Below are 17,709 nucleotides of genomic sequence, written 5' to 3'. Positions count from 1 at the left end.
TAACTTAGTATAAAAAGAGAATATTTAAACAAGGTTCGCAATCGGTCGTTTATCATCATGACGTTTTTAAGTCCGTTGATTTTCGTCGGAATCTTTACTTTGGTTGCCTACCTTTCCAGTCTTAATAGCAGCGACGTTCGAAATATCTCCATCTTGGATGAGAGCGGACTGTTTACCGACCACTTTGAAAGTTCTGAAACACTTATTTATACGTTCGTAGACAATAGTTCGTTGGAAGCTGCAAAAAAAGCTTCCGAAGAAGAAGGGGTCTACGGCCTACTTTATATTCCGAAGCCGGAAAAAATTGAAGACCTCGCTCAATCTATTACCTTTTATTCCGAAGACTCACCATCCCTTACCTTAATGGATGACATCGAAGATGCGATCGAGGATAAAGTAAACGTGTTACGATTAAAAGAGGCAAATATTGATGCCGCTCAAATTGAGGCCTTACGCATTCGGGTCGATACGAATTTAGAAACATATCAAGGAAAAGAAACTTCGAAATTAGCCTCAGGGCTAAAACTTGGTTTTGGTGGATTGGCGGGTTACTTGCTGTTTATGTTCATCATTATCTACGGAAATATGATCATGAGAAGCGTGATCGAAGAAAAGACCAGTCGAATTATTGAGGTGATCATTTCTTCGGTTAAACCGGTGAAATTATTACTGGGTAAGATTTTTGGTACATCACTCGCCGGAATTACACAGTTTGTGGTGTGGATCTTTTTAATTGGGATCTTAATGACCATAGTCCCAATGATCTTAGGTATTGATCCTGCCGCGGTCCAAACCCCGCAACAAGAATTGATTGATCAGAACACGGGAGGTATAGAAAATGTTGTTCAAGAAGTGATTATGGAGATTAACAACTTACCCATCATGAACTTGATCATCATGTTTATATTGTTCTTTATTGGGGGGTATTTATTGTACGCATCCTTGTATGCTGCGATTGGGGCTGCTGTAGATAGCGAAACCGACACCCAACAATTTATGATGCCCATCCTAATGCCGTTAATACTTGCGGTCTATGTAGGGTTCTTCACAGTGATCGACAATCCGCATGGAACCGTTTCTCAAGTGTTCTCCTATATTCCTTTTACCTCGCCTGTTGTCATGTTAATGCGTATTCCTTTTGGGGTGCCGATATGGCAACAATTGCTTTCGGTTGTCATTTTATTTGCTACATTTATGGGAACGGTTTGGTTTGCCGCCAAAATATATCGTGTAGGTATATTAATGTATGGTAAGAAGCCAACCTATAAAGAGATTTTCAAGTGGCTTAAATATTAAAAATGCTTCAAGAAAAAGTTACCGACAAGATTGAGGACGTAGTAACGAACGATATTTGGGGAGGGATAAAAGACTTCCTCGATTTAGGCGTTCAGTTTGGAGAAGGTGATAAGCAAGTGCACGTTACCATAGGACTGGTGCTTTTGGTACTACTCTCTTTTGTCATTGCCAGTTTTATCTTAAAATGGATTCGGGTGTTCTTTACCCGTAAAATGGAAGAGGTTGATAAGCTTAAGTTTATTAGTGTCTTTAAATTCATAAAATACGTAACCTATATCATTGTGATTTTCGTGGTGCTGAGCCTCGCCGGGATCAATGTAACGCCTTTTATTGCGGCTTCTGCCGCCTTGTTGGTGGGTCTGGGTTTGGCTCTTCAAGAGCTTTTTCAGGATATTATTGCTGGGATATTCATTATTATCGATAAATCACTCCTTGTAGGGGACATCATAGAAATCAATGGAAAGGTAGGGCGCGTAATAGACATTAAATTGCGTACCACACGTGCGCTTACTCGAGACGATAAGATCATTATTATCCCCAATCATAAATTTATTACCGAAACGATATTCAACTATACTCAAAACCATAAAACTACTCGTGAGTTCGTTCAGGTAGGGGTCGCTTACGGAAGCGATACCCAAAAAGTTAAAGAACTGTTACTAAATAGTGTCGATAAGCAGTCTGGTGTGTTAAAAAGTCCTAAACCTTTCGTGCTTTTTGAAGATTTTGGTGATTCTGCCCTTATCTTTAGTATCTATTTCTTTATAAGCGACAGTTTCGTCGATCCGCGTATTAAAAGTGAAATACGTTTTCGAATCGATAGGCTGTTCAGGGAAAACGGTATTACAATACCATTCCCGCAAAGAGATGTACACTTATATACCAACCAGACCGACACGTCTGCTTCTACCAACATGGCAGAAGATTAAATTTAGCAACTCCTATGAACAAGCATTTTATATGCATTATTTTTTTGTGCCTAACTGCTCTGGTTTCTGCGCAAACTACCGACTTGGCACGTGTAGAATACCTACACCTTCCTTTTTCAAATTCTAACAACTCAATAAGTCGATACCGCGCATTGGTTCAAGCACCCGTGCCATTGCAAATAGGCTCCGGCCGTTTTTTGGTTGTCGGTCTCGAATACAGATATGTCGATATTACAATTAAGGATTCTGTGCCATTCGATCCCTCGGTAATTAGTTCTGTACAGCGAATGGAAGCCTATCTCGGATATACTTTTAAGATCAATGAAGATTGGCGGTTTGGAGCTAAGTTAGGAGCACGTATCAATTCGAACTTAGAAGGCAGCATTGTGAGCGATGATGTAATTTATGAAGGGGCTGTGTACATGATACGCGACAATAAAAGTGATACGGTGGCTAAACCTTCTCGTTTAATTTTAGGACTTACCTACTCAACGACGCCAGGTCGAAACTATCCGTTACCGCTAATTAATTATAACAAACAATTTCATCCCAATTGGACGTACACCATTGGGGTGCCTAAAACAAACGTGAGGCATTATCTAAACGATTCTCATAAGGATGCCCTACAAGCCTATGTAACCTTAGATAATTTCTTCGGAAACATACAAAATAATTTTGCCGTTCCCGGTAGTACCGTAATTGCAGAAAATGTATCTATGACCAACGTGCTCGTAGGGCTTGGGTACGAACATTTTTTTACAGACAATCTTTTGTTCTACGCTTATGGAGCACATACTGTATATAACGAATTCAGACTGCGAGATAACGACCGAGAAACGGCTTATATAATAGATGAAAATAATTCCTTTTATATTCGTGGAGGACTAAAATTTAAATACTAAGAATGCCTAAGATTTTAATTATAGAAGACGAGGCAGCCATCAGGCGTGTTTTGGTGAAGATTCTTTCCGAAGAAAGCGACACCTACACGGTTACCGAAGCAGAAGATGGACTCGCCGGGATCGAACTTATAAAAAAAGAAGACTACGACTTGGTTCTTTGTGATATCAAAATGCCAAAGATGGATGGTGTCGAAGTATTAGAAGCCATTAAGAAGATCAAACCGGAAATTCCTGTGGTGATGATCTCCGGCCATGGCGATCTGGATACTGCAGTTAATACAATGCGTTTGGGCGCCTTCGATTATATTTCAAAACCACCCGATTTAAATCGGTTGCTCAATACCGTTCGAATTGCTCTAGATCGTAAAGAATTAGTAGTAGAAAATACCCGCCTTAAGAAAAAGGTGAGTAAAAAATATGAAATGATTGGCGAATCTGCAGAGATCTCGCAGATCAAAGAGATGATCGAAAAAGTGGCGCCTACAGAGGCCAGGGTGCTTATAACCGGACCCAATGGTACAGGGAAAGAACTTGTAGCGCATTGGTTACATCAAAAAAGTGACCGCTCTAAGGGCGCAATGATCGAAGTGAATTGCGCTGCCATACCCAGCGAACTTATAGAAAGTGAGTTATTTGGTCATGTAAAAGGTGCATTTACTTCCGCAAATAAGGATCGCGCCGGGAAATTTGAAGCTGCTAATGGCGGAACGATCTTCCTCGATGAGGTAGGTGATATGAGCCTGTCTGCACAAGCAAAAGTATTGCGAGCATTACAAGAGAATAAGGTGCAACGTGTGGGAAGTGATAAGGACATTAAAGTAGATGTTCGAGTGATCGCGGCAACTAATAAAGACCTAAAAAAAGAAATTGAAGAAGGGAATTTTAGAGAAGACCTTTATCATCGCTTGGCTGTTATTCTTATAAAAGTACCGGCCCTTAACGAAAGAAGAGACGACATTCCTTTACTAGTTGAATATTTTGCCGATCGTATCGCTTCTGAACATGGTACGGCCAAGAAAAGTTTTTCGGATAAAGCTATAAAACTGCTTCAAGAATACGATTGGACGGGGAACATACGCGAATTACGGAATGTCGTAGAACGTTTAATCATCCTTGGTGGCGGCGAGGTAAGCGAAAAGGATGTAAAACTGTTTGCAACTAAATAGATCGTGAATGCTGCGCTTTCAGCCTGCTTATTTTGGAGGAAATAGAACCGGTAATCTATACGTGCGATCGTGCTCAGGTTTTCCCGATGCATTGGCACGCTTAAAGACTAAATAGCCACGTTCGTCATCGGGTGCTTCGAACGCGATTTGTTTTTCAAAAGGAACAAATTCCTCGGTCATCCACTTTCCATCGGCATTAATGCTTCCTGAAGCCAATTCGGCTCCGTTAGCATCTTCTAATTTATATGGAAAACTACCTTCAAAATACCAGTAGCCCCGCGCTTTTCCTTTAATGGTGAGTGGCGATGTAACGTCTAAGTTTGGTAAAGGATGCTCTATCTGTATTAATTCTGAAAGCTGCTTTTCTTTTTCTTCACCTGTGTAGAACCGTAGTGATCGTAACATCGTGTTTAAGATATTTCGATCATTGGCATTTATACTGCCTTTGTAATTAACCGTGTCACTGCCTAAGGGGTCGCATTGGGCCATTGGTTTTGTATTTCCGGACGCGTTTATACATTCAGCGCTAAAACCTTCTATAGGTAGATGAATAAAAATAGTAGCGTAGTTGCCCCAATCTTTGGGCGGCTGATTGAACTTTAGCATATAGGCCCATGGTTCCCCATTTTCTAATAAAAAAACGGTCGACGCTTCTTGGTCAACTTCAAAATCTAAAGGAAGGGAACCACTCCATTCTTGAAACGATTGTTGTTCACCGTTTGGGGTTTCGGTGCCAAAACCATTCGGAATAAAACTTAAATAGAACAGATCGGGTTCCTCGTGAAAAGCAAATGGCGGATTATGAGTAGTGTTCTTTTTATAAACGTTGATCACGGGAGCATCACCCGGCAATTCACTCTCTAAGACCGTAAAACTCGGTGGATAATCGAGAGCAAAATGCCACGTATCATTACGGTAAGTTTCGGTCTTAGTAGGTGTTTCAGTATCTTTTTCTTCCGTAGGGTCGGTATTTGAAACAGGATCTTCAGATTGCTTTTTTTCGTTACACCCTAAAAGTAGTAACGCAAAAAATAGCGATAGTATTGGTAGCTTTTTCATGACAAAAGGTTTTACTTAAGGTAAAGAATTCTCTAGAGGTAAATTTTAAAATTTTATTAAAATCGATAGGAAATACTGCTAAAAATCAAGGCCTCACAAAAAACTTTTTATCTTTAGCGGTATGAAAAAAATTGAAATAGGCGATTATAAGATCAATACTACCGTCCAACTTTCCGAATTAAGCACTTTTGTAGATCTAAAGGCTTCCGAAGATACTATAAAAGATGAGCTTAAAAGCACCAGAAAGAAACTAGGAGAACTTCAAGATACACTCTATGCGCATGGTAAATATGCGGTCTTAGTATGTTTACAAGGCATGGATACCGCTGGAAAAGACAGCTTAATACGAGAGGTTTTTAAAGATTTCAACGCCAGAGGTGTGGTCGTGCATAGTTTTAAAGTGCCTACCGAAAAGGAGCTTAAACACAATTTCCTTTGGCGGCATTATATTGCATTGCCGGCCAGAGGTAAGTTTGGAGTATTTAATAGAACACACTACGAAAATGTGTTGGTAACTCGTGTACATCCCGAATATATCCTAGGAGAATACCTGCCCGATGTCGATGACGTTTCAGACATTGATGATGAATTTTGGAACAAGCGCTTCGAACAGATCAAGAATTTTGAAAAGACTATTGCCCAAAATGGTACGTTGATTTTTAAGTTCTTCTTGAATCTTTCCAAAGAGCAACAAAAACATCGCTTGTTACGACGATTAAATAAACCCAATAAGAATTGGAAGTTCTCACCCGGGGATCTAAAAGAACGAAAATTGTGGAATAAATATATGTTTTGTTATGAAGAAGTTCTAAATCGAACATCTATGCCACATGCGCCATGGTATAGTATCCCGGCAGACGACAAGCCTACTGCGCGCTTAATTGTGGCAAGCATTTTATTAGAAGAGCTTCGCAAATATGACGACATTAAAGAACCCGAACTGGACCCGGAGATCAAAGCACGAATTTCTGAGTTCAAAGAACAACTTCAAAAAGACGCATAATACAATTCCGGCTAATACGTTTAGCTACTATTAGAAATAACTTCATGAAAAAAATCTTACTTATAGCAAGCATCCTTTTAATTGCTTCGGAAACCATTGCACAGCAAGTCAATACCAAAGATTCTTTAACCATACGGTCTATTTACGATATGGCACTGTTAAATGGAAAGAGTTACGAATGGCTCGACCATTTATCGAACGAAATTGGAGGACGCCTTTCCGGCTCCCTCGAAGCCGAACAAGCCGTAAAATATATAGAAGCCGAACTTAAAAAATTAGGTTTGGATAAAGTGTGGTTGCAACCGGTCATGGTTCCAAAGTGGACACGTGGAATACCCGAATACGCCTATATCGAAACAGGCCCCGGGATCACCACCACAACCGATATCTGTGCGTTGGGAGGCTCGGTACCTACTCCTGCCAGCGGCATTAAAGCGGAGGTGATCGAAGTACAGGGCATAGAGGACCTCGAACGATATGGACGCGAGCAGATCGAAGGCAAGATCGTATTTTATAACCGTCCTATGCAGGCCGATCTAATTAATACCTTTGAAGCCTATGGTGGCTGTGTGGATCAACGCTATTCGGGTGCGGCAGAAGCAGCAAAATACGGAGCGGTGGCTGTTGTTGTTCGCTCTATGAACCTGCGCCAAGATGATTATCCGCATACAGGCACCATGAGTTATGGCGATCTGCCACCCAGCCAGCGAATTCCTGCCTGCGCGATAAGCACCAATGGTGCCGATTATTTAAGCAACACGCTAAAGATCCTTCCAACCTTGCAATTCTATTTTAAACAAAATTGTAAGACCTATCCCGATGTGCAATCATACAATGTTATTGGAGAGATCACAGGGTCCACGTATCCCGATACATATATGCTTGTTGGTGGGCACTTGGATTCTTGGGACCTTGGCGATGGTTCGCATGACGATGGGGCAGGCTGTGTCCAGTCTATGGAGGTTTTACGACTGCTAAAAGAGATCAATTATACACCAAAACACAGCATTCGAGTGGTGCTCTTTATGAACGAGGAGAATGGGCTGCGTGGCGGACTTAAATATGCCGAAGAAGCCAAACGTAAAGGAGAAAAGCACATTTTTGCATTAGAGAGTGATGCTGGCGGATTTACACCTCGCGGTTTTTCATTCGATATAGATGCTGCGAATTTTGCGCAGGTGCAAAGCTGGATTCCGCTGTTCGAACCCTACCAGATCCATAGTTTTAAACAAGGAGGTAGTGGTGCCGATATTGGCCCTTTAAAAGAAGACGGAGTGGTGTTAGCAGGGTTACGTCCCGATTCCCAGCGGTATTTCGATTACCATCATGCCGCTAATGATACTTTTGAAGCGGTAAATAGACGTGAGTTGGAACTTGGTGGAGCGGCGATGGCGAGCCTTATCTATTTGTTCGACACCTATGGTTCTAAAACAGATCTTACTAAGATCAAAGATTAGGTTGCTATTTTAGTGCTAGATTACCACCATACCACGAAGAATCTTTCGATGGTGTCTCCTGTTTTTCTGTAGACCAAGGGCGATCGTTTTATTTCGAGCTGTTGTTGGATGGCATGTTGTACTACCTCAAATGTGTTCCAATTAGGTAGCATCTCGGGTGGCAGTAGCCATTCTTTTTTCTTCGGAAGGGCATATAGACACGAAGCATCTTCAGAAAAAAGTTGTGAAGGTCGTATCCAATATCCTACAACGCACGATCGATACATTGCTGGAATCTCGTCTACCGATGTTTTCTTCGGAAGAAATAGAAAAGCTTTTAAACAAAATTGTTGTACGACAGTATCTGTGTTTATATCTAGCGAGGAAAGCACGCGTTCTGTTTCCGAAGCAAATAACAAAGGGAATTGCTTTTGCTTTAATTTCTGAAGCTTCTCTGCCAAGGTATCCTTTCTGTTTGGACCGATCCAGCGTGATTCTTGCGTTTCAAGGGTGGTGTCGTACAAATAGAACTTGCATGCCAGTTCTATATGACAAAGTTGCGCTCTTTTGTGATCGTAGACCAAATAATCGATCTCGCCCAACGTAGCGACTTCACCTTGAATTTGAAGCGTGCTTGCAATAACTTGATAGCGTTTCGACTGTGTAAGCGCATGTGTAAAACAAGCTTCCGCTTGTTTTCCCAGCATAAGATCGTTTGGGAATTGGAACGATGCGCTATCAAATTGTTCTTCAAAACCTTCGAAGATCCCATACGGAAAGTCGTCACTACAATAAGGAAGTGTTGGTCCTTGTATAAAGGCAGATAAGATGTTCGCTTCTGGAATGTTGTACAGTTTTACTTATTTTTTTATTGCTTTTTCGTAGCGTTCTATCCACGCATCGACCGTCATTTTTCGCACTAATTCACCCATGAGTTCGTACGGGATCTTTGTCGGATTTTTAAATCGGATGCAACTTTTCCCCATATCCAGTTTAGTATCCATATGTTTTGGCCATTGGTTGGTAAACCAGTCTAGTAACTTCGGGTCACTATAAATTCCGCTGTGATATAGCGCAATATAATTTTTTTGAGATGCCAAGTTTATAAAGGGCAGTGGTTGTTTGGGATCGCAGTGATAGCCGTCCGGGTACCTGCTATGTGGAACCACATATCCTAGCATTCCATAGGTCATTTGTTCTTCAAATCCGTCCGGTAGATTGTCTAGAATTACCTTACGAAATTTACGAATAGGTTCTTTTCGGTCTTCCGGGAGTTCGGCAATATAGGCTTTGGGCGTGCTCGCTTTCGATTGCATTAGCTTTAATTTAGATAGCAAGGTAAAAAATTAATTTTGTTTTTCGATCGTTCGGTACATTGCGTCAAATAATTCTACCTTTGCCACAAATTCATTTCTTTGTTTCTTTCAGCATATACCAAAGAATTTAAGTACAATCTGTCGTTAGCCACTCCTGTGATCTTAGGAATGTTGGGACATACCGTAGTTGCGTTAGTAGACAACATCATGGTTGGGCAGTTAGGAACAGCCGAACTTGCAGCGGTCTCCCTTGGGAACAGTTTTATGTTTATCGCCATGTCATTGGGTATTGGTTTTTCCACCGCCATTACACCATTGGTAGCAGAAGCAGACGGAGAAGGGAATTTTGAAAAAGGAAAGTCTTCTTTTAAACACGGGCTCTTTTTGTGTACGGTCCTTGGAATTGCCTTATTCCTAATGGTTTTTGTCGCCAAGCCGCTCATGTATGCCATGAATCAACCACCGGAAGTGGTCGATCTTGCTATGCCGTATCTTACATTAGTTGCTGTTTCGCTAGTTCCGCTTATTATTTTTCAAGCCTTTAAACAGTTTAGCGATGGCCTGTCCATGACGCGTTACCCAATGTACGCGACCATTGCGGCCAATGTGGTAAACGTGATCTTAAATTATATTTTTATCTTCGGAAAATTTGGTGCCCCCGAAATGGGAATCGTGGGTGCTGCGATCGGAACCTTGGCATCGCGCGTTATAATGGTGGTTTATTTGTGGTATATCTTGTCGCAGAAGACCAAGTCGCGAGACTATGTGCTCAATATAAAACTGTTTAGCTTGTCGAAGGCCATGCTTAAAAAGCTTTTAAACCTCGGGTTTCCTTCTGCATTACAGATGTTCTTTGAGGTTGCCATATTTACATCGGCTATATGGCTATCGGGAATCTTGGGTAAAAACCCGCAAGCCGCCAACCAGATCGCTTTAAATTTGTCGTCTATGACCTTTATGGTGGCAATGGGCTTTAGTGTGGCAGCTATGATTCGTGTTGGCAACCAAAAAGGCTTACAACGGTTTCGAGAATTGCGGCGTATCGCGTATTCGATCTTTTTATTGTCGACCATCTTGGCAGTGATCTTCGCTATTTTCTTTTTAATCTTTAACGAAGCGCTTCCGAAGTTATACTTGGACTACGACAATGTAGATGAATTTAAAGATAATTTTGAAGTGGTTTCCATCGCGGCAAAGCTACTGCTCATCGCGGCTGTATTTCAAATCTCAGACACCATACAAGTTGTGGCATTGGGTGCGTTGCGGGGCATGCAGGACGTGAAGATCCCAACACTGATCACTTTTGTGGCCTATTGGTTAATTGGCTTCCCAATTTCATTTTATCTAAGCATGTATACCGATTATACGAGTGCGGGAATTTGGATTGGGCTATTAGCGGGATTAACCGCTTCCGGAGTAATGCTTTTCATCCGTTTTAATTATCTTTCCAAGAAATTTATTAATGCCAACGATGCCCAGATCGTTATGGAAGAGGAAATCTGAGCATAGCCGAGCAATAATACATAATACTCACTTGATTCAATTCTGAAATGGAACTACCAAAATTTATACTTGGAGACAACACCGATCATCCCAACGCCATATTTGTGATACATACCGAATTTCCGCGGTTTATCATCAACTTAGAAGACGATGAGGTCGAATGGCTGGAAGAATTCGATACCCATGATCAAAAAGAATTAGAAACCGAAACAGAAAATTTTATAAAGGAAGCCACCGATTTCTACGATAGAGAGGTGGCGCGCTATCAAGATGATTGATCAACTATTACAGTACGATACCGAAGTATTCCTGTATTTAAACCAATTGGGGAACACACATTGGGACGGATTTTGGCGAATTGTGACGCTAAAATGGAGCTCGATTCCCTTGTATGCGTTCTTGTTGTTCTTGGTCTATAAGCGTTTCGGGCCAAAAGGTACTTTGATCATAATGGTTTGCGCCGCCTTGCTGGTAACCGCAACCGATCAATTGGCCAATCTATTCAAATACGGTGTGGCACGACCACGGCCGTGTCAGGTAGAAAGTCTAAAAGATACCATGCGCTTTGTTGCAGAACGATGTGGTCGCTATGGTTATTTTTCGGCACATGCAGCCAGTAGTATGGGCGTAGCCGTATTCTTAGGATTAAGTCTTCAGAAATGGTATCGCTACTTGCCGTTCTTATTGCTCTTTTGGGCAGCAGTTGTGGCCTATAGTCGTATCTACTTAGGAGTTCATTATCCGCTAGATATACTAACGGGAATGGTTATAGGTGGTGGTATTGGCTGGTTGGTATACCGTTTACAAAACTATTTGCGCTTCAGATTTAGGGTTTCGTAACTACAAATAGATCACGCCATAATCGAACTTTGTGCGATCTGCTTTCGGGAGGGTGTGGATTCATGTCGTAGCGTCTAATCTTTGCTACGGAAAAATCCTCGAAAACTTCATAAAACCGTTCTTGATCATCTTTTGTAATTAATACGCCAAATTGTTCTTCGGAAGGAATTGCGATTGAATCGCCTTCCTGTAAGACATTAATCGGTTTTCCATAGGCCCAAATAAGTTCGGGGCTAAAATCTGAAAATTCGTAAACAGGTATTCCAGTGTCTTCTTGCCAATTTTTCAGTTTTGCAAAACTGGTAAATTCGGGATTTACAGTAAGTGTTTTCGCTAAAGGCATTCCGAAGCACGTAATAGCAGCAATAAATGCAATAATAAGATAGAATACGATGTTAATCTGCTTTTTCAGAAGAAACCGTAAGATCATAAAGCCTATAACAAATAAAAGTACCGACAGTAAAATAAACCAACCCCATTTTCCGGTAAGATGATCTTTCAGAAAAAAATATCCACCTATCGGAAAAATGAGACCTATACTCGCAATTAATCCGAAATTAAAATAGACCGGAATGGTTTCACGTTTATCGGTCAGATCGGCAAATCTTCTAAACAAATATTCTAAGTAAAAAGCAGTGTTTATTGCTAATGGTATGAGTACTGGTAATAAGTATCGGGACTTCTTTTCCGGGATGATAGACAGTAATACTACCGAGAGCACCGTCCATAAAAAACTAAACCGGTACCCTTCTTTTGAGATCACTTTGTTTTTCAAGTACGGATAAAGCAGCCCGACAAAAGCCATGATAGTCCAGACTCCACTCTGTGTAAAGAAACTCCAATAGTAATAAAATGGGCGAACGTTATACCCGGTCCAATTCGAGGTTTCCTTTTCGGTGATGGCTGCCACTAGTTCCGGGTCGTAGGTATAGGTATACCAATGCCACCATCCGGATAAGAGTAAGCCTAGAAGTACAAATACCACTATCGGTATGATGCGAGATCGCATATTTTTATATTTATATACGATACCAAAAGCAATTAAAAAGGGTAGGAGGAGTGCGTATAAGGAGACGGGTCCTTTGCTCATAAAGGAAAATCCGAAGAACAGAGCTGCCACCAATGCATGTCGAAATTTATTTTTTTCTTCGGAAAACAACAAATACAGTTGATAGATACACACCATCATAAACGCATGCGTGTAAATATCCCAGTTGGCATCTCTCGATGCCGAGACCACATAAAAGGAGGTAGTTAGGGTCAACGCGCCAACAAATGCCAGATTCGTATTGTTGAAGATCTTTGCTGAAAAGATATACGTAGCCAAAACGAGTAATAACCCCATAATGGCTGCCGGTAACCGCAGTGCAAATAAACTGTCGAGTCCAAAAATGCTAGCAGATAGCGCAGTGATCCAGGTAGGTAATGGTGGTTTTTCATACCGCGCTTCGCCGTTCATAGTGGTTAATAGCCAATTATTATCATGAAGCATTTCACGGGCGGTAATAAAATTTCGAGCTTCCATGATGTTTACGAACAACGCATCCAGATTTACGAAGAAGATCGCGACACAAGCGAGTATCAGCCAAAAAATATGGTTGTTAGCGAGTGCTTTCATCGATCTGTTTTTTCCAAATAAAAATGTTGCGAACATAAATTATAAGTCCGGCGACATGACCCACAAACAAAACCGGATCCTTTCTAAAGATAGCATAGGTTAAGATCAAGGCTGCTCCTATCACGCTCATACGCCAAAATCCGACAGGAAGCTGAGAGGTCTTAGTTTGTTCAGAATAGATCCATTGGTATACAAAACGTAAGGTAAATAGCACTTGAGATACGATCCCGAGGATCAACAGCCAAACTGGAATGGTATTGGTATCGAACAATTGGTCGATATCGTACTCTCCGTTGTTATACGCATAGATCACGATAAAGACCGGAAATACTAAGAGAAACAGTTGAAACCATTTTGGAGACTTTTGCCATTCTCCTTGTAATTGTAGATTTCGAATGTAAATAAAGTAGGTTAACGACTGGCCGAGCATAATGGCGAAATCGTCACGCAAATAACCGTAAACAAATAGAAGAAAAGAGGCAAACAGACTTAATTTCCAGAATAGGCTAGGCGTGATGACCCGTTTGTTCTTTTCTGAAAGTATCCATTGCACCAACAATCTTCCCGAAAATAATAATTGGGCTAAAAACCCGATACCATAGATCAGCCAATTGCTCATCCTTTGCTTTTAATTTCGTAGTTAATGTACTTTTTCTTCATCCAAAGGTAGGCAAAGCAATCCATTAACGGTCCTATAAGTCGGTTCCAAACCCCAAATTTTGCAGTCCCGGCCATTCTGGGGAAATGTTGTATGGGTACTTGCACTATTTTTCCGTTTTGAAGCAGTATCATGGCCGGCAAGAAACGGTGCAACCCTTTAAACATAGGAATGCGTTTGGCATAATCGGTTCGAATTACTTTTAAAGGGCAACCTGTATCGTCCATTCCATCGCTTGTAAATGCTCTGCGAATTCCATTTGCGATCTTAGAGGACATATTTTTTATAAATGAATCTTTTCTGTCGGCTCGTACCCCGGTTACCAAATGATATGAGTCGATATGTTCCAAAAGTTTGTTAAAGTCCATCGGACTAGTTTGTAGATCGGAGTCGATGTACCCCAGCAACGGACTTTCAACATGATCGAATCCTGCCTTGATCGCAGCACTTAATCCGCGATTTTCCTTAAAATTGATAAATTGGAACAGCTCGTTTCGCTGGCAAATGGCCTCAATAAGCTCTTGACTGCTATCGGTAGAACCGTCGTTTACAAAGAGTACTGCGGTCTTCTTAGAAGCAATTTTTGCATACGCCAGTAGTTCCTTTTCTACTCGGGCCAAGTTGTCTTCCTCGTTATAAACAGGTACTATAATGGTAAATTCGTACATAGATCGACAGTAAGTATTTTTTGCAAAAGTATTTCTTTTTTCAACAATCTGGGTATTTTAAAGAAGAACCATAAAAAAGATGTTATTTTGTAGCTGTAATTACAACCTATGAAGATTTTACTTACAGGCGCAGCCGGATTTATTGGCTCACATACTGCCGAGCGATTGCATGAGATGGGGCATGAGGTGATTGGAGTCGATAATTTTTCTACCTACTACGATGTTTCGCTAAAACAACAAAATGCAAAGGCTTTAAAAGATAAAGGGATTGTTATTAGAAAACTGGATCTTCGAACGGCCGATCTCAACGCCGAACTACCAAATGATATAGACTGCATCTTTCATTTTGCGGCGCATCCCGGTATTTCCGGTGCTTCCACCTTTGAAGATTATTACAGCAACAATATCACAGCCACCTATCGCTTACTATCGTTCGCAACCACACAAAGCGAGCCACCCTATTTTGTAAATATTGCAACTTCTTCAATTTATGGTCTGGAAGCAACCTATAGTGAAAACGAAGCGCCTAAACCTGCATCTTGGTATGGGGTCACCAAATTGGCCGCAGAGCAACTGGTGTTAGCAGCATCGAGAGGTGGGTCGTTAAAAAGTACTTCATTGCGACTGTATTCGGTGTATGGACCACGTGAACGTCCCGATAAATTGTATACACGTCTTATCGACTGCGGACTTAACAATAAACCATTTCCGCTCTATGAGGGAAGTGAAAAACACTTGCGCAGTTTTACCTATGTACAGGATATTGTTGATGGCATCGTAAGCGTGTTAGAAAAACAGACTATATGCAATGGTGAGATATTTAATTTAGGAACCGAAACCGAGTCGACTACCGCCGAAGGAATTGCGACCGTAGAAAATCTATTGCAAGCCAATATAGCCACCAAACGAACGCCACCACGTGCAGGCGACCAATCGCGTACCAAAGCGAATATCGATAAGGCACGTAAGCTTTTGGCCTATGATCCACAGACAACCCTTAAAGAAGGATTAAAAGCCCAGATCGAATGGTTTCAATCACTTAATCAAGATAAACTCAACAAGTAATTCGCAGCTTCAAAAGGCGAAGTCTTGTTGGTATTAATAAGCTCCAATTGTGTTTTCAGTTCTTTTTTAATGATGGGGTTGGAGTAAAACGATTGTTTTAGTTCACTCTCTATGGTTTGTAGTAACCAGAATTTATTTTGTTCTCTTCTTTTTTCTGAAAAATATCCGCTGTCCTTTGTGCTATTGAGGTAGGACTGAATGAGTTCCCATACGTCAGAAATGCCTTCATTGGTAAGGGCACTACAAGTTAAAGTCTTGGGAGTCCAATTGCTGGCTTTAGCAGGATAGAGGTGTAAGGCACGATTGAATTCGGTTTTTGCGAGCTTTGCTGCTTTTATGTTGTCCCCATCGGCTTTATTGATCACAATGGCATCGGCCATTTCCATGATCCCACGCTTTATTCCTTGTAATTCATCTCCGGCTCCGGCCAATTTCAGCAATAAAAAGAAATCGGTCATAGAATGAACGGCTGTTTCACTTTGTCCTACACCTACAGTTTCAATAATGATGATATCAAAGCCGGCTGCTTCGCAAAGTATAATTGCTTCACGGGTTTTTCGAGCGACACCACCCAAGGATTCTCCCGATGCGGAAGGTCTAATGAACGCATTATCTTCTTTTACCAAGGCTTCCATACGCGTCTTATCGCCTAAGATACTTCCATGACTTAAAGAACTGCTAGGATCCACTGCTAAAACCGCTACTTTCTTTTCTTCGGAAACCAATAACGAACCAAATTGCTCTATAAACGTACTTTTTCCTACGCCCGGAACACCCGTTATACCTATTCGAACCGAACGATTTGCATGTGGGAGACAGGCCTCGATAAGCTGTTTGGCATTTTCTTGGTGTTTGGCAGCTGTACTTTCAATTAAGGTGATCCCACGGCTCAACGCTGTTTTATCACCGGCCAAAATACCATGTATAAGATCTTGTGTAGTGCGCTTCTTTTGCCGATTTTTTTTAAGTCGTTCGGCGCTTTGTTTATTGAGGTTGGGAGGTGCGTCTATACCGTCCTTTTCAGATAGTGCGCTGCTATTTTTCTTAGTTTTCGACATGCAGTGAATTTATGACAATTTTATGAATTTTGTTTTTAAAAACAGGGTTTTCCATGGTATATTGAACAATATTCTAATCAAACTTATAGACAATGAAAACATTATATGAAGCAACTTCAACGGCCGTTGGAGGACGAAAAGGTCATGTGAAATCTGAAGACGGACCTATAGATCTACCTTTATCAGTACCAAAATCAATGGGAGGTAAAGGTGGCGACGGAACAAATCCTGAGCAACTTTTTGGTTGTGCGTACGCGGCTTGTTTTGGAGGTGCCGTACAAGCGATCGCAAAATCAGAAAAATTAGATATTGATACCGAATCTATTAGTATTACAGCGACCATCGGATTTTGTGAAGATGATGAAGGTGGCTTCATTTTGGAAGCGACCCTCGATTGCTTTATTCCGGGGGTAGATTTGGCAACCGGTGAAAGTCTAGTGAACCAAGCACATGAGATGTGTCCATTTTCTAGAGCAACTCGAGACAACATTACGGTTACGCTTAATTTATTATTGGACGAATAGTTTTTAAACCTATAAAATTAAAAAGCCCTGAAAATTCAGGGCTTTTTTTTATATCGCTCTTAAAGAACGTATATTGTCATTGTTGTCTTCCTTATCTTCAGACGTTTCAGTCGTTTTTTTTTCTTCGGAAACAGTTGCCGTCTCCTTTTTAAAAGGATTCATTTTATGTTGTTCGGCTTGTTTAATGTACCAATTGAGTTGCTTAACGTGCTTCTTTAAAATAGCTGCGATAGATTCTGGAATCTGCGGATTCTCCAAAAGTGCTTCGTAACGCTTAATGTTATTCTTATCTCTGGCAATACATTGATTAATGATTACTTCGGCATTAAATTTCTCTAAGGCCTCTTTAATCTCATGCCAAGTGCGATCTAAATTCCCTTTTTCGGCATCTGCTTTTAAGGGTTCTATATCTCGTGAGTGCAATTCATTTGAAATATCGTGGCTCATACGGTTACGTTCAACCGCCATATAATTAAGAAATCGCTTCAACTCGGTTGTTTGCGCATCCATAGCTGCATTGTAGTACAGCTTCTCGGCTTCGAAGCTCGCAACGAGTAGGCGATTTAGTTTATCAAATTCATTGTATTTCTCTTTCATAAAAAGATCTTTATCCAAATGTAGCTTAAATTATGGCACGTTCAATTCACTTTATAAATATTTTCAGCTAA

At 41.0% G+C, this 17,709-nt stretch carries 19 protein-coding genes; 11 read left to right on the top strand and 8 right to left on the bottom strand.

The window, feature by feature from the left end; all coding sequences use genetic code 11:
- The first annotated feature begins 9 nt into the window (after positions 1-9).
- From DWA30_RS02130 to DWA30_RS02115, 4 genes are read left to right on the top strand one after another with little or no spacing between them, the layout of a single operon-like run.
- The gene (locus tag DWA30_RS02130; RefSeq protein WP_262510094.1) at positions 10-1,296 is read left to right on the top strand and encodes an ABC transporter permease; all 1,287 of its coding nucleotides are present in this window, start codon (positions 10-12) and stop codon (positions 1,294-1,296) included.
- A 2-nt stretch (positions 1,297-1,298) separates the two neighbouring features.
- Positions 1,299-2,225 (top strand): mechanosensitive ion channel family protein, encoded by a 927-nt coding sequence (locus DWA30_RS02125; protein WP_114490882.1) that lies wholly within the window; start codon positions 1,299-1,301, stop codon positions 2,223-2,225.
- A gap of 14 nt (positions 2,226-2,239) precedes the next feature.
- On the top strand, positions 2,240-3,127 hold the full coding sequence (locus DWA30_RS02120; protein ID WP_114490881.1) for a DUF6268 family outer membrane beta-barrel protein: 888 nt from the start codon (positions 2,240-2,242) through the stop codon (positions 3,125-3,127).
- A 2-nt stretch (positions 3,128-3,129) separates the two neighbouring features.
- Positions 3,130-4,293 carry a sigma-54-dependent transcriptional regulator gene (locus tag DWA30_RS02115; RefSeq protein WP_114490880.1) on the top strand — a complete coding sequence of 388 codons (1,164 nt, stop codon included), beginning with the start codon at positions 3,130-3,132 and terminating at the stop codon, positions 4,291-4,293.
- A 27-nt stretch (positions 4,294-4,320) separates the two neighbouring features.
- On the opposite strand, the gene DWA30_RS02110 is transcribed toward DWA30_RS02115, so the two are convergent.
- Positions 4,321-5,352 (bottom strand): Gmad2 immunoglobulin-like domain-containing protein, encoded by a 1,032-nt coding sequence (locus DWA30_RS02110; protein ID WP_114490879.1) that lies wholly within the window; start codon positions 5,350-5,352, stop codon positions 4,321-4,323.
- 121 nt (positions 5,353-5,473) lie between these two features.
- Between DWA30_RS02110 and DWA30_RS02105 the strand changes: the two genes are divergently transcribed.
- Entirely contained in the window at positions 5,474-6,355 is an 882-nt protein-coding gene (locus tag DWA30_RS02105) for a PPK2 family polyphosphate kinase (protein WP_114490878.1), read from the top strand.
- A 44-nt stretch (positions 6,356-6,399) separates the two neighbouring features.
- Positions 6,400-7,812, top strand: a complete 1,413-nt coding sequence (locus DWA30_RS02100) for a M28 family peptidase (RefSeq protein WP_114490877.1) — start codon at positions 6,400-6,402, stop codon at positions 7,810-7,812.
- A gap of 20 nt (positions 7,813-7,832) precedes the next feature.
- Here the strand turns inward: DWA30_RS02100 and DWA30_RS02095 are convergent, their stop codons facing one another.
- Positions 7,833-8,498 (bottom strand): DUF1853 family protein, encoded by a 666-nt coding sequence (locus tag DWA30_RS02095; RefSeq protein WP_114490876.1) that lies wholly within the window; start codon positions 8,496-8,498, stop codon positions 7,833-7,835.
- A 153-nt stretch (positions 8,499-8,651) separates the two neighbouring features.
- Entirely contained in the window at positions 8,652-9,107 is a 456-nt protein-coding gene (locus tag DWA30_RS02090) for a DUF1801 domain-containing protein (RefSeq protein WP_114490875.1), read from the bottom strand.
- Between the two features lie 99 nt (positions 9,108-9,206).
- Here DWA30_RS02090 and DWA30_RS02085 point away from each other — a divergent pair, with 99 nt between their 5' ends.
- The 3 genes from DWA30_RS02085 to DWA30_RS02075 are packed head-to-tail and all read left to right on the top strand — an operon-like array spanning position 9,207 to position 11,450.
- Positions 9,207-10,610: an MATE family efflux transporter gene (locus DWA30_RS02085; RefSeq protein WP_114490874.1), complete on the top strand. Its 1,404-nt coding sequence runs from the start codon at positions 9,207-9,209 to the stop codon at positions 10,608-10,610.
- 47 nt (positions 10,611-10,657) lie between these two features.
- Positions 10,658-10,888, top strand: coding sequence for a DUF8828 family protein (locus DWA30_RS02080; protein WP_114490873.1), 231 nt, complete (start codon positions 10,658-10,660; stop codon positions 10,886-10,888).
- The gene (locus DWA30_RS02075) at positions 10,881-11,450 is read left to right on the top strand and encodes a phosphatase PAP2 family protein (RefSeq protein WP_114490872.1); all 570 of its coding nucleotides are present in this window, start codon (positions 10,881-10,883) and stop codon (positions 11,448-11,450) included. The genes DWA30_RS02080 and DWA30_RS02075 overlap by 8 nt, the downstream gene beginning before the upstream one ends.
- On the opposite strand, the gene DWA30_RS02070 is transcribed toward DWA30_RS02075, so the two are convergent.
- From DWA30_RS02070 to DWA30_RS02060, 3 genes are read right to left on the bottom strand one after another with little or no spacing between them, the layout of a single operon-like run.
- The gene (locus tag DWA30_RS02070; protein ID WP_114490871.1) at positions 11,437-13,068 is read right to left on the bottom strand and encodes an ArnT family glycosyltransferase; all 1,632 of its coding nucleotides are present in this window, start codon (positions 13,066-13,068) and stop codon (positions 11,437-11,439) included. The genes DWA30_RS02075 and DWA30_RS02070 overlap by 14 nt on opposite strands.
- Positions 13,052-13,687: a lipid-A-disaccharide synthase N-terminal domain-containing protein gene (locus DWA30_RS02065; protein WP_114490870.1), complete on the bottom strand. Its 636-nt coding sequence runs from the start codon at positions 13,685-13,687 to the stop codon at positions 13,052-13,054. Before DWA30_RS02065 ends, DWA30_RS02070 begins: the two co-directional genes overlap by 17 nt.
- Entirely contained in the window at positions 13,684-14,394 is a 711-nt protein-coding gene (locus tag DWA30_RS02060) for a glycosyltransferase family 2 protein (RefSeq protein ID WP_114490869.1), read from the bottom strand. The genes DWA30_RS02065 and DWA30_RS02060 overlap by 4 nt, the downstream gene beginning before the upstream one ends.
- A 108-nt stretch (positions 14,395-14,502) precedes the next feature.
- Here DWA30_RS02060 and DWA30_RS02055 point away from each other — a divergent pair, with 108 nt between their 5' ends.
- Complete coding sequence (locus DWA30_RS02055; protein WP_114490868.1) at positions 14,503-15,459, top strand: NAD-dependent epimerase/dehydratase family protein; 957 nt, start codon at positions 14,503-14,505, stop codon at positions 15,457-15,459.
- Here the strand turns inward: DWA30_RS02055 and meaB are convergent.
- Positions 15,438-16,517: a methylmalonyl Co-A mutase-associated GTPase MeaB gene (gene meaB / locus DWA30_RS02050; RefSeq protein WP_114490867.1), complete on the bottom strand. Its 1,080-nt coding sequence runs from the start codon at positions 16,515-16,517 to the stop codon at positions 15,438-15,440. The genes DWA30_RS02055 and meaB overlap by 22 nt on opposite strands.
- A 92-nt stretch (positions 16,518-16,609) precedes the next feature.
- Here meaB and DWA30_RS02045 point away from each other — a divergent pair, with 92 nt between their 5' ends.
- Positions 16,610-17,041, top strand: coding sequence for an organic hydroperoxide resistance protein (locus DWA30_RS02045; protein WP_114490866.1), 432 nt, complete (start codon positions 16,610-16,612; stop codon positions 17,039-17,041).
- A gap of 48 nt (positions 17,042-17,089) precedes the next feature.
- On the opposite strand, the gene DWA30_RS02040 is transcribed toward DWA30_RS02045, so the two are convergent.
- Complete coding sequence (locus tag DWA30_RS02040; protein WP_114490865.1) at positions 17,090-17,638, bottom strand: DUF2383 domain-containing protein; 549 nt, start codon at positions 17,636-17,638, stop codon at positions 17,090-17,092.
- Positions 17,639-17,709 lie beyond the last annotated feature (71 nt).

Origin of the sequence: Candidatus Ulvibacter alkanivorans, assembly GCF_003333325.1 — a bacterium.
Classification (GTDB): Bacteria; Bacteroidota; Bacteroidia; order Flavobacteriales; family Flavobacteriaceae; genus Ulvibacter_A; species Ulvibacter_A alkanivorans.
The sequence above is the reverse complement of the archived record's forward strand: the minus strand, read 5'-3'. Positions and strand labels throughout refer to the sequence as shown.

Excerpts from the sequence above, each read along its gene's own strand:
- DWA30_RS02060 (WP_114490869.1), bottom strand. The coding sequence starts at position 14,394 with ATGTACGAATTTACCATTATAGTACCTGTTTATAACGAGGAAGACAAC.
- DWA30_RS02055 (WP_114490868.1), top strand. The coding sequence starts at position 14,503 with ATGAAGATTTTACTTACAGGCGCAGCCGGATTTATTGGCTCACATACT.
- DWA30_RS02070 (WP_114490871.1), bottom strand. The coding sequence starts at position 13,068 with ATGAAAGCACTCGCTAACAACCATATTTTTTGGCTGATACTCGCTTGT.
- DWA30_RS02065 (WP_114490870.1), bottom strand. The coding sequence starts at position 13,687 with ATGAGCAATTGGCTGATCTATGGTATCGGGTTTTTAGCCCAATTATTA.
- DWA30_RS02095 (WP_114490876.1), bottom strand. The coding sequence starts at position 8,498 with ATGCTGGGAAAACAAGCGGAAGCTTGTTTTACACATGCGCTTACACAG.
- DWA30_RS02100 (WP_114490877.1), top strand. The coding sequence starts at position 6,400 with ATGAAAAAAATCTTACTTATAGCAAGCATCCTTTTAATTGCTTCGGAA.
- DWA30_RS02080 (WP_114490873.1), top strand. The coding sequence starts at position 10,658 with ATGGAACTACCAAAATTTATACTTGGAGACAACACCGATCATCCCAAC.
- DWA30_RS02045 (WP_114490866.1), top strand. The coding sequence starts at position 16,610 with ATGAAAACATTATATGAAGCAACTTCAACGGCCGTTGGAGGACGAAAA.
- DWA30_RS02105 (WP_114490878.1), top strand. The coding sequence starts at position 5,474 with ATGAAAAAAATTGAAATAGGCGATTATAAGATCAATACTACCGTCCAA.
- DWA30_RS02110 (WP_114490879.1), bottom strand. The coding sequence starts at position 5,352 with ATGAAAAAGCTACCAATACTATCGCTATTTTTTGCGTTACTACTTTTA.
- DWA30_RS02075 (WP_114490872.1), top strand. The coding sequence starts at position 10,881 with ATGATTGATCAACTATTACAGTACGATACCGAAGTATTCCTGTATTTA.
- meaB (WP_114490867.1), bottom strand. The coding sequence starts at position 16,517 with ATGTCGAAAACTAAGAAAAATAGCAGCGCACTATCTGAAAAGGACGGT.
- DWA30_RS02090 (WP_114490875.1), bottom strand. The coding sequence starts at position 9,107 with ATGCAATCGAAAGCGAGCACGCCCAAAGCCTATATTGCCGAACTCCCG.
- DWA30_RS02125 (WP_114490882.1), top strand. The coding sequence starts at position 1,299 with ATGCTTCAAGAAAAAGTTACCGACAAGATTGAGGACGTAGTAACGAAC.
- DWA30_RS02040 (WP_114490865.1), bottom strand. The coding sequence starts at position 17,638 with ATGAAAGAGAAATACAATGAATTTGATAAACTAAATCGCCTACTCGTT.
- DWA30_RS02115 (WP_114490880.1), top strand. The coding sequence starts at position 3,130 with ATGCCTAAGATTTTAATTATAGAAGACGAGGCAGCCATCAGGCGTGTT.
- DWA30_RS02120 (WP_114490881.1), top strand. The coding sequence starts at position 2,240 with ATGAACAAGCATTTTATATGCATTATTTTTTTGTGCCTAACTGCTCTG.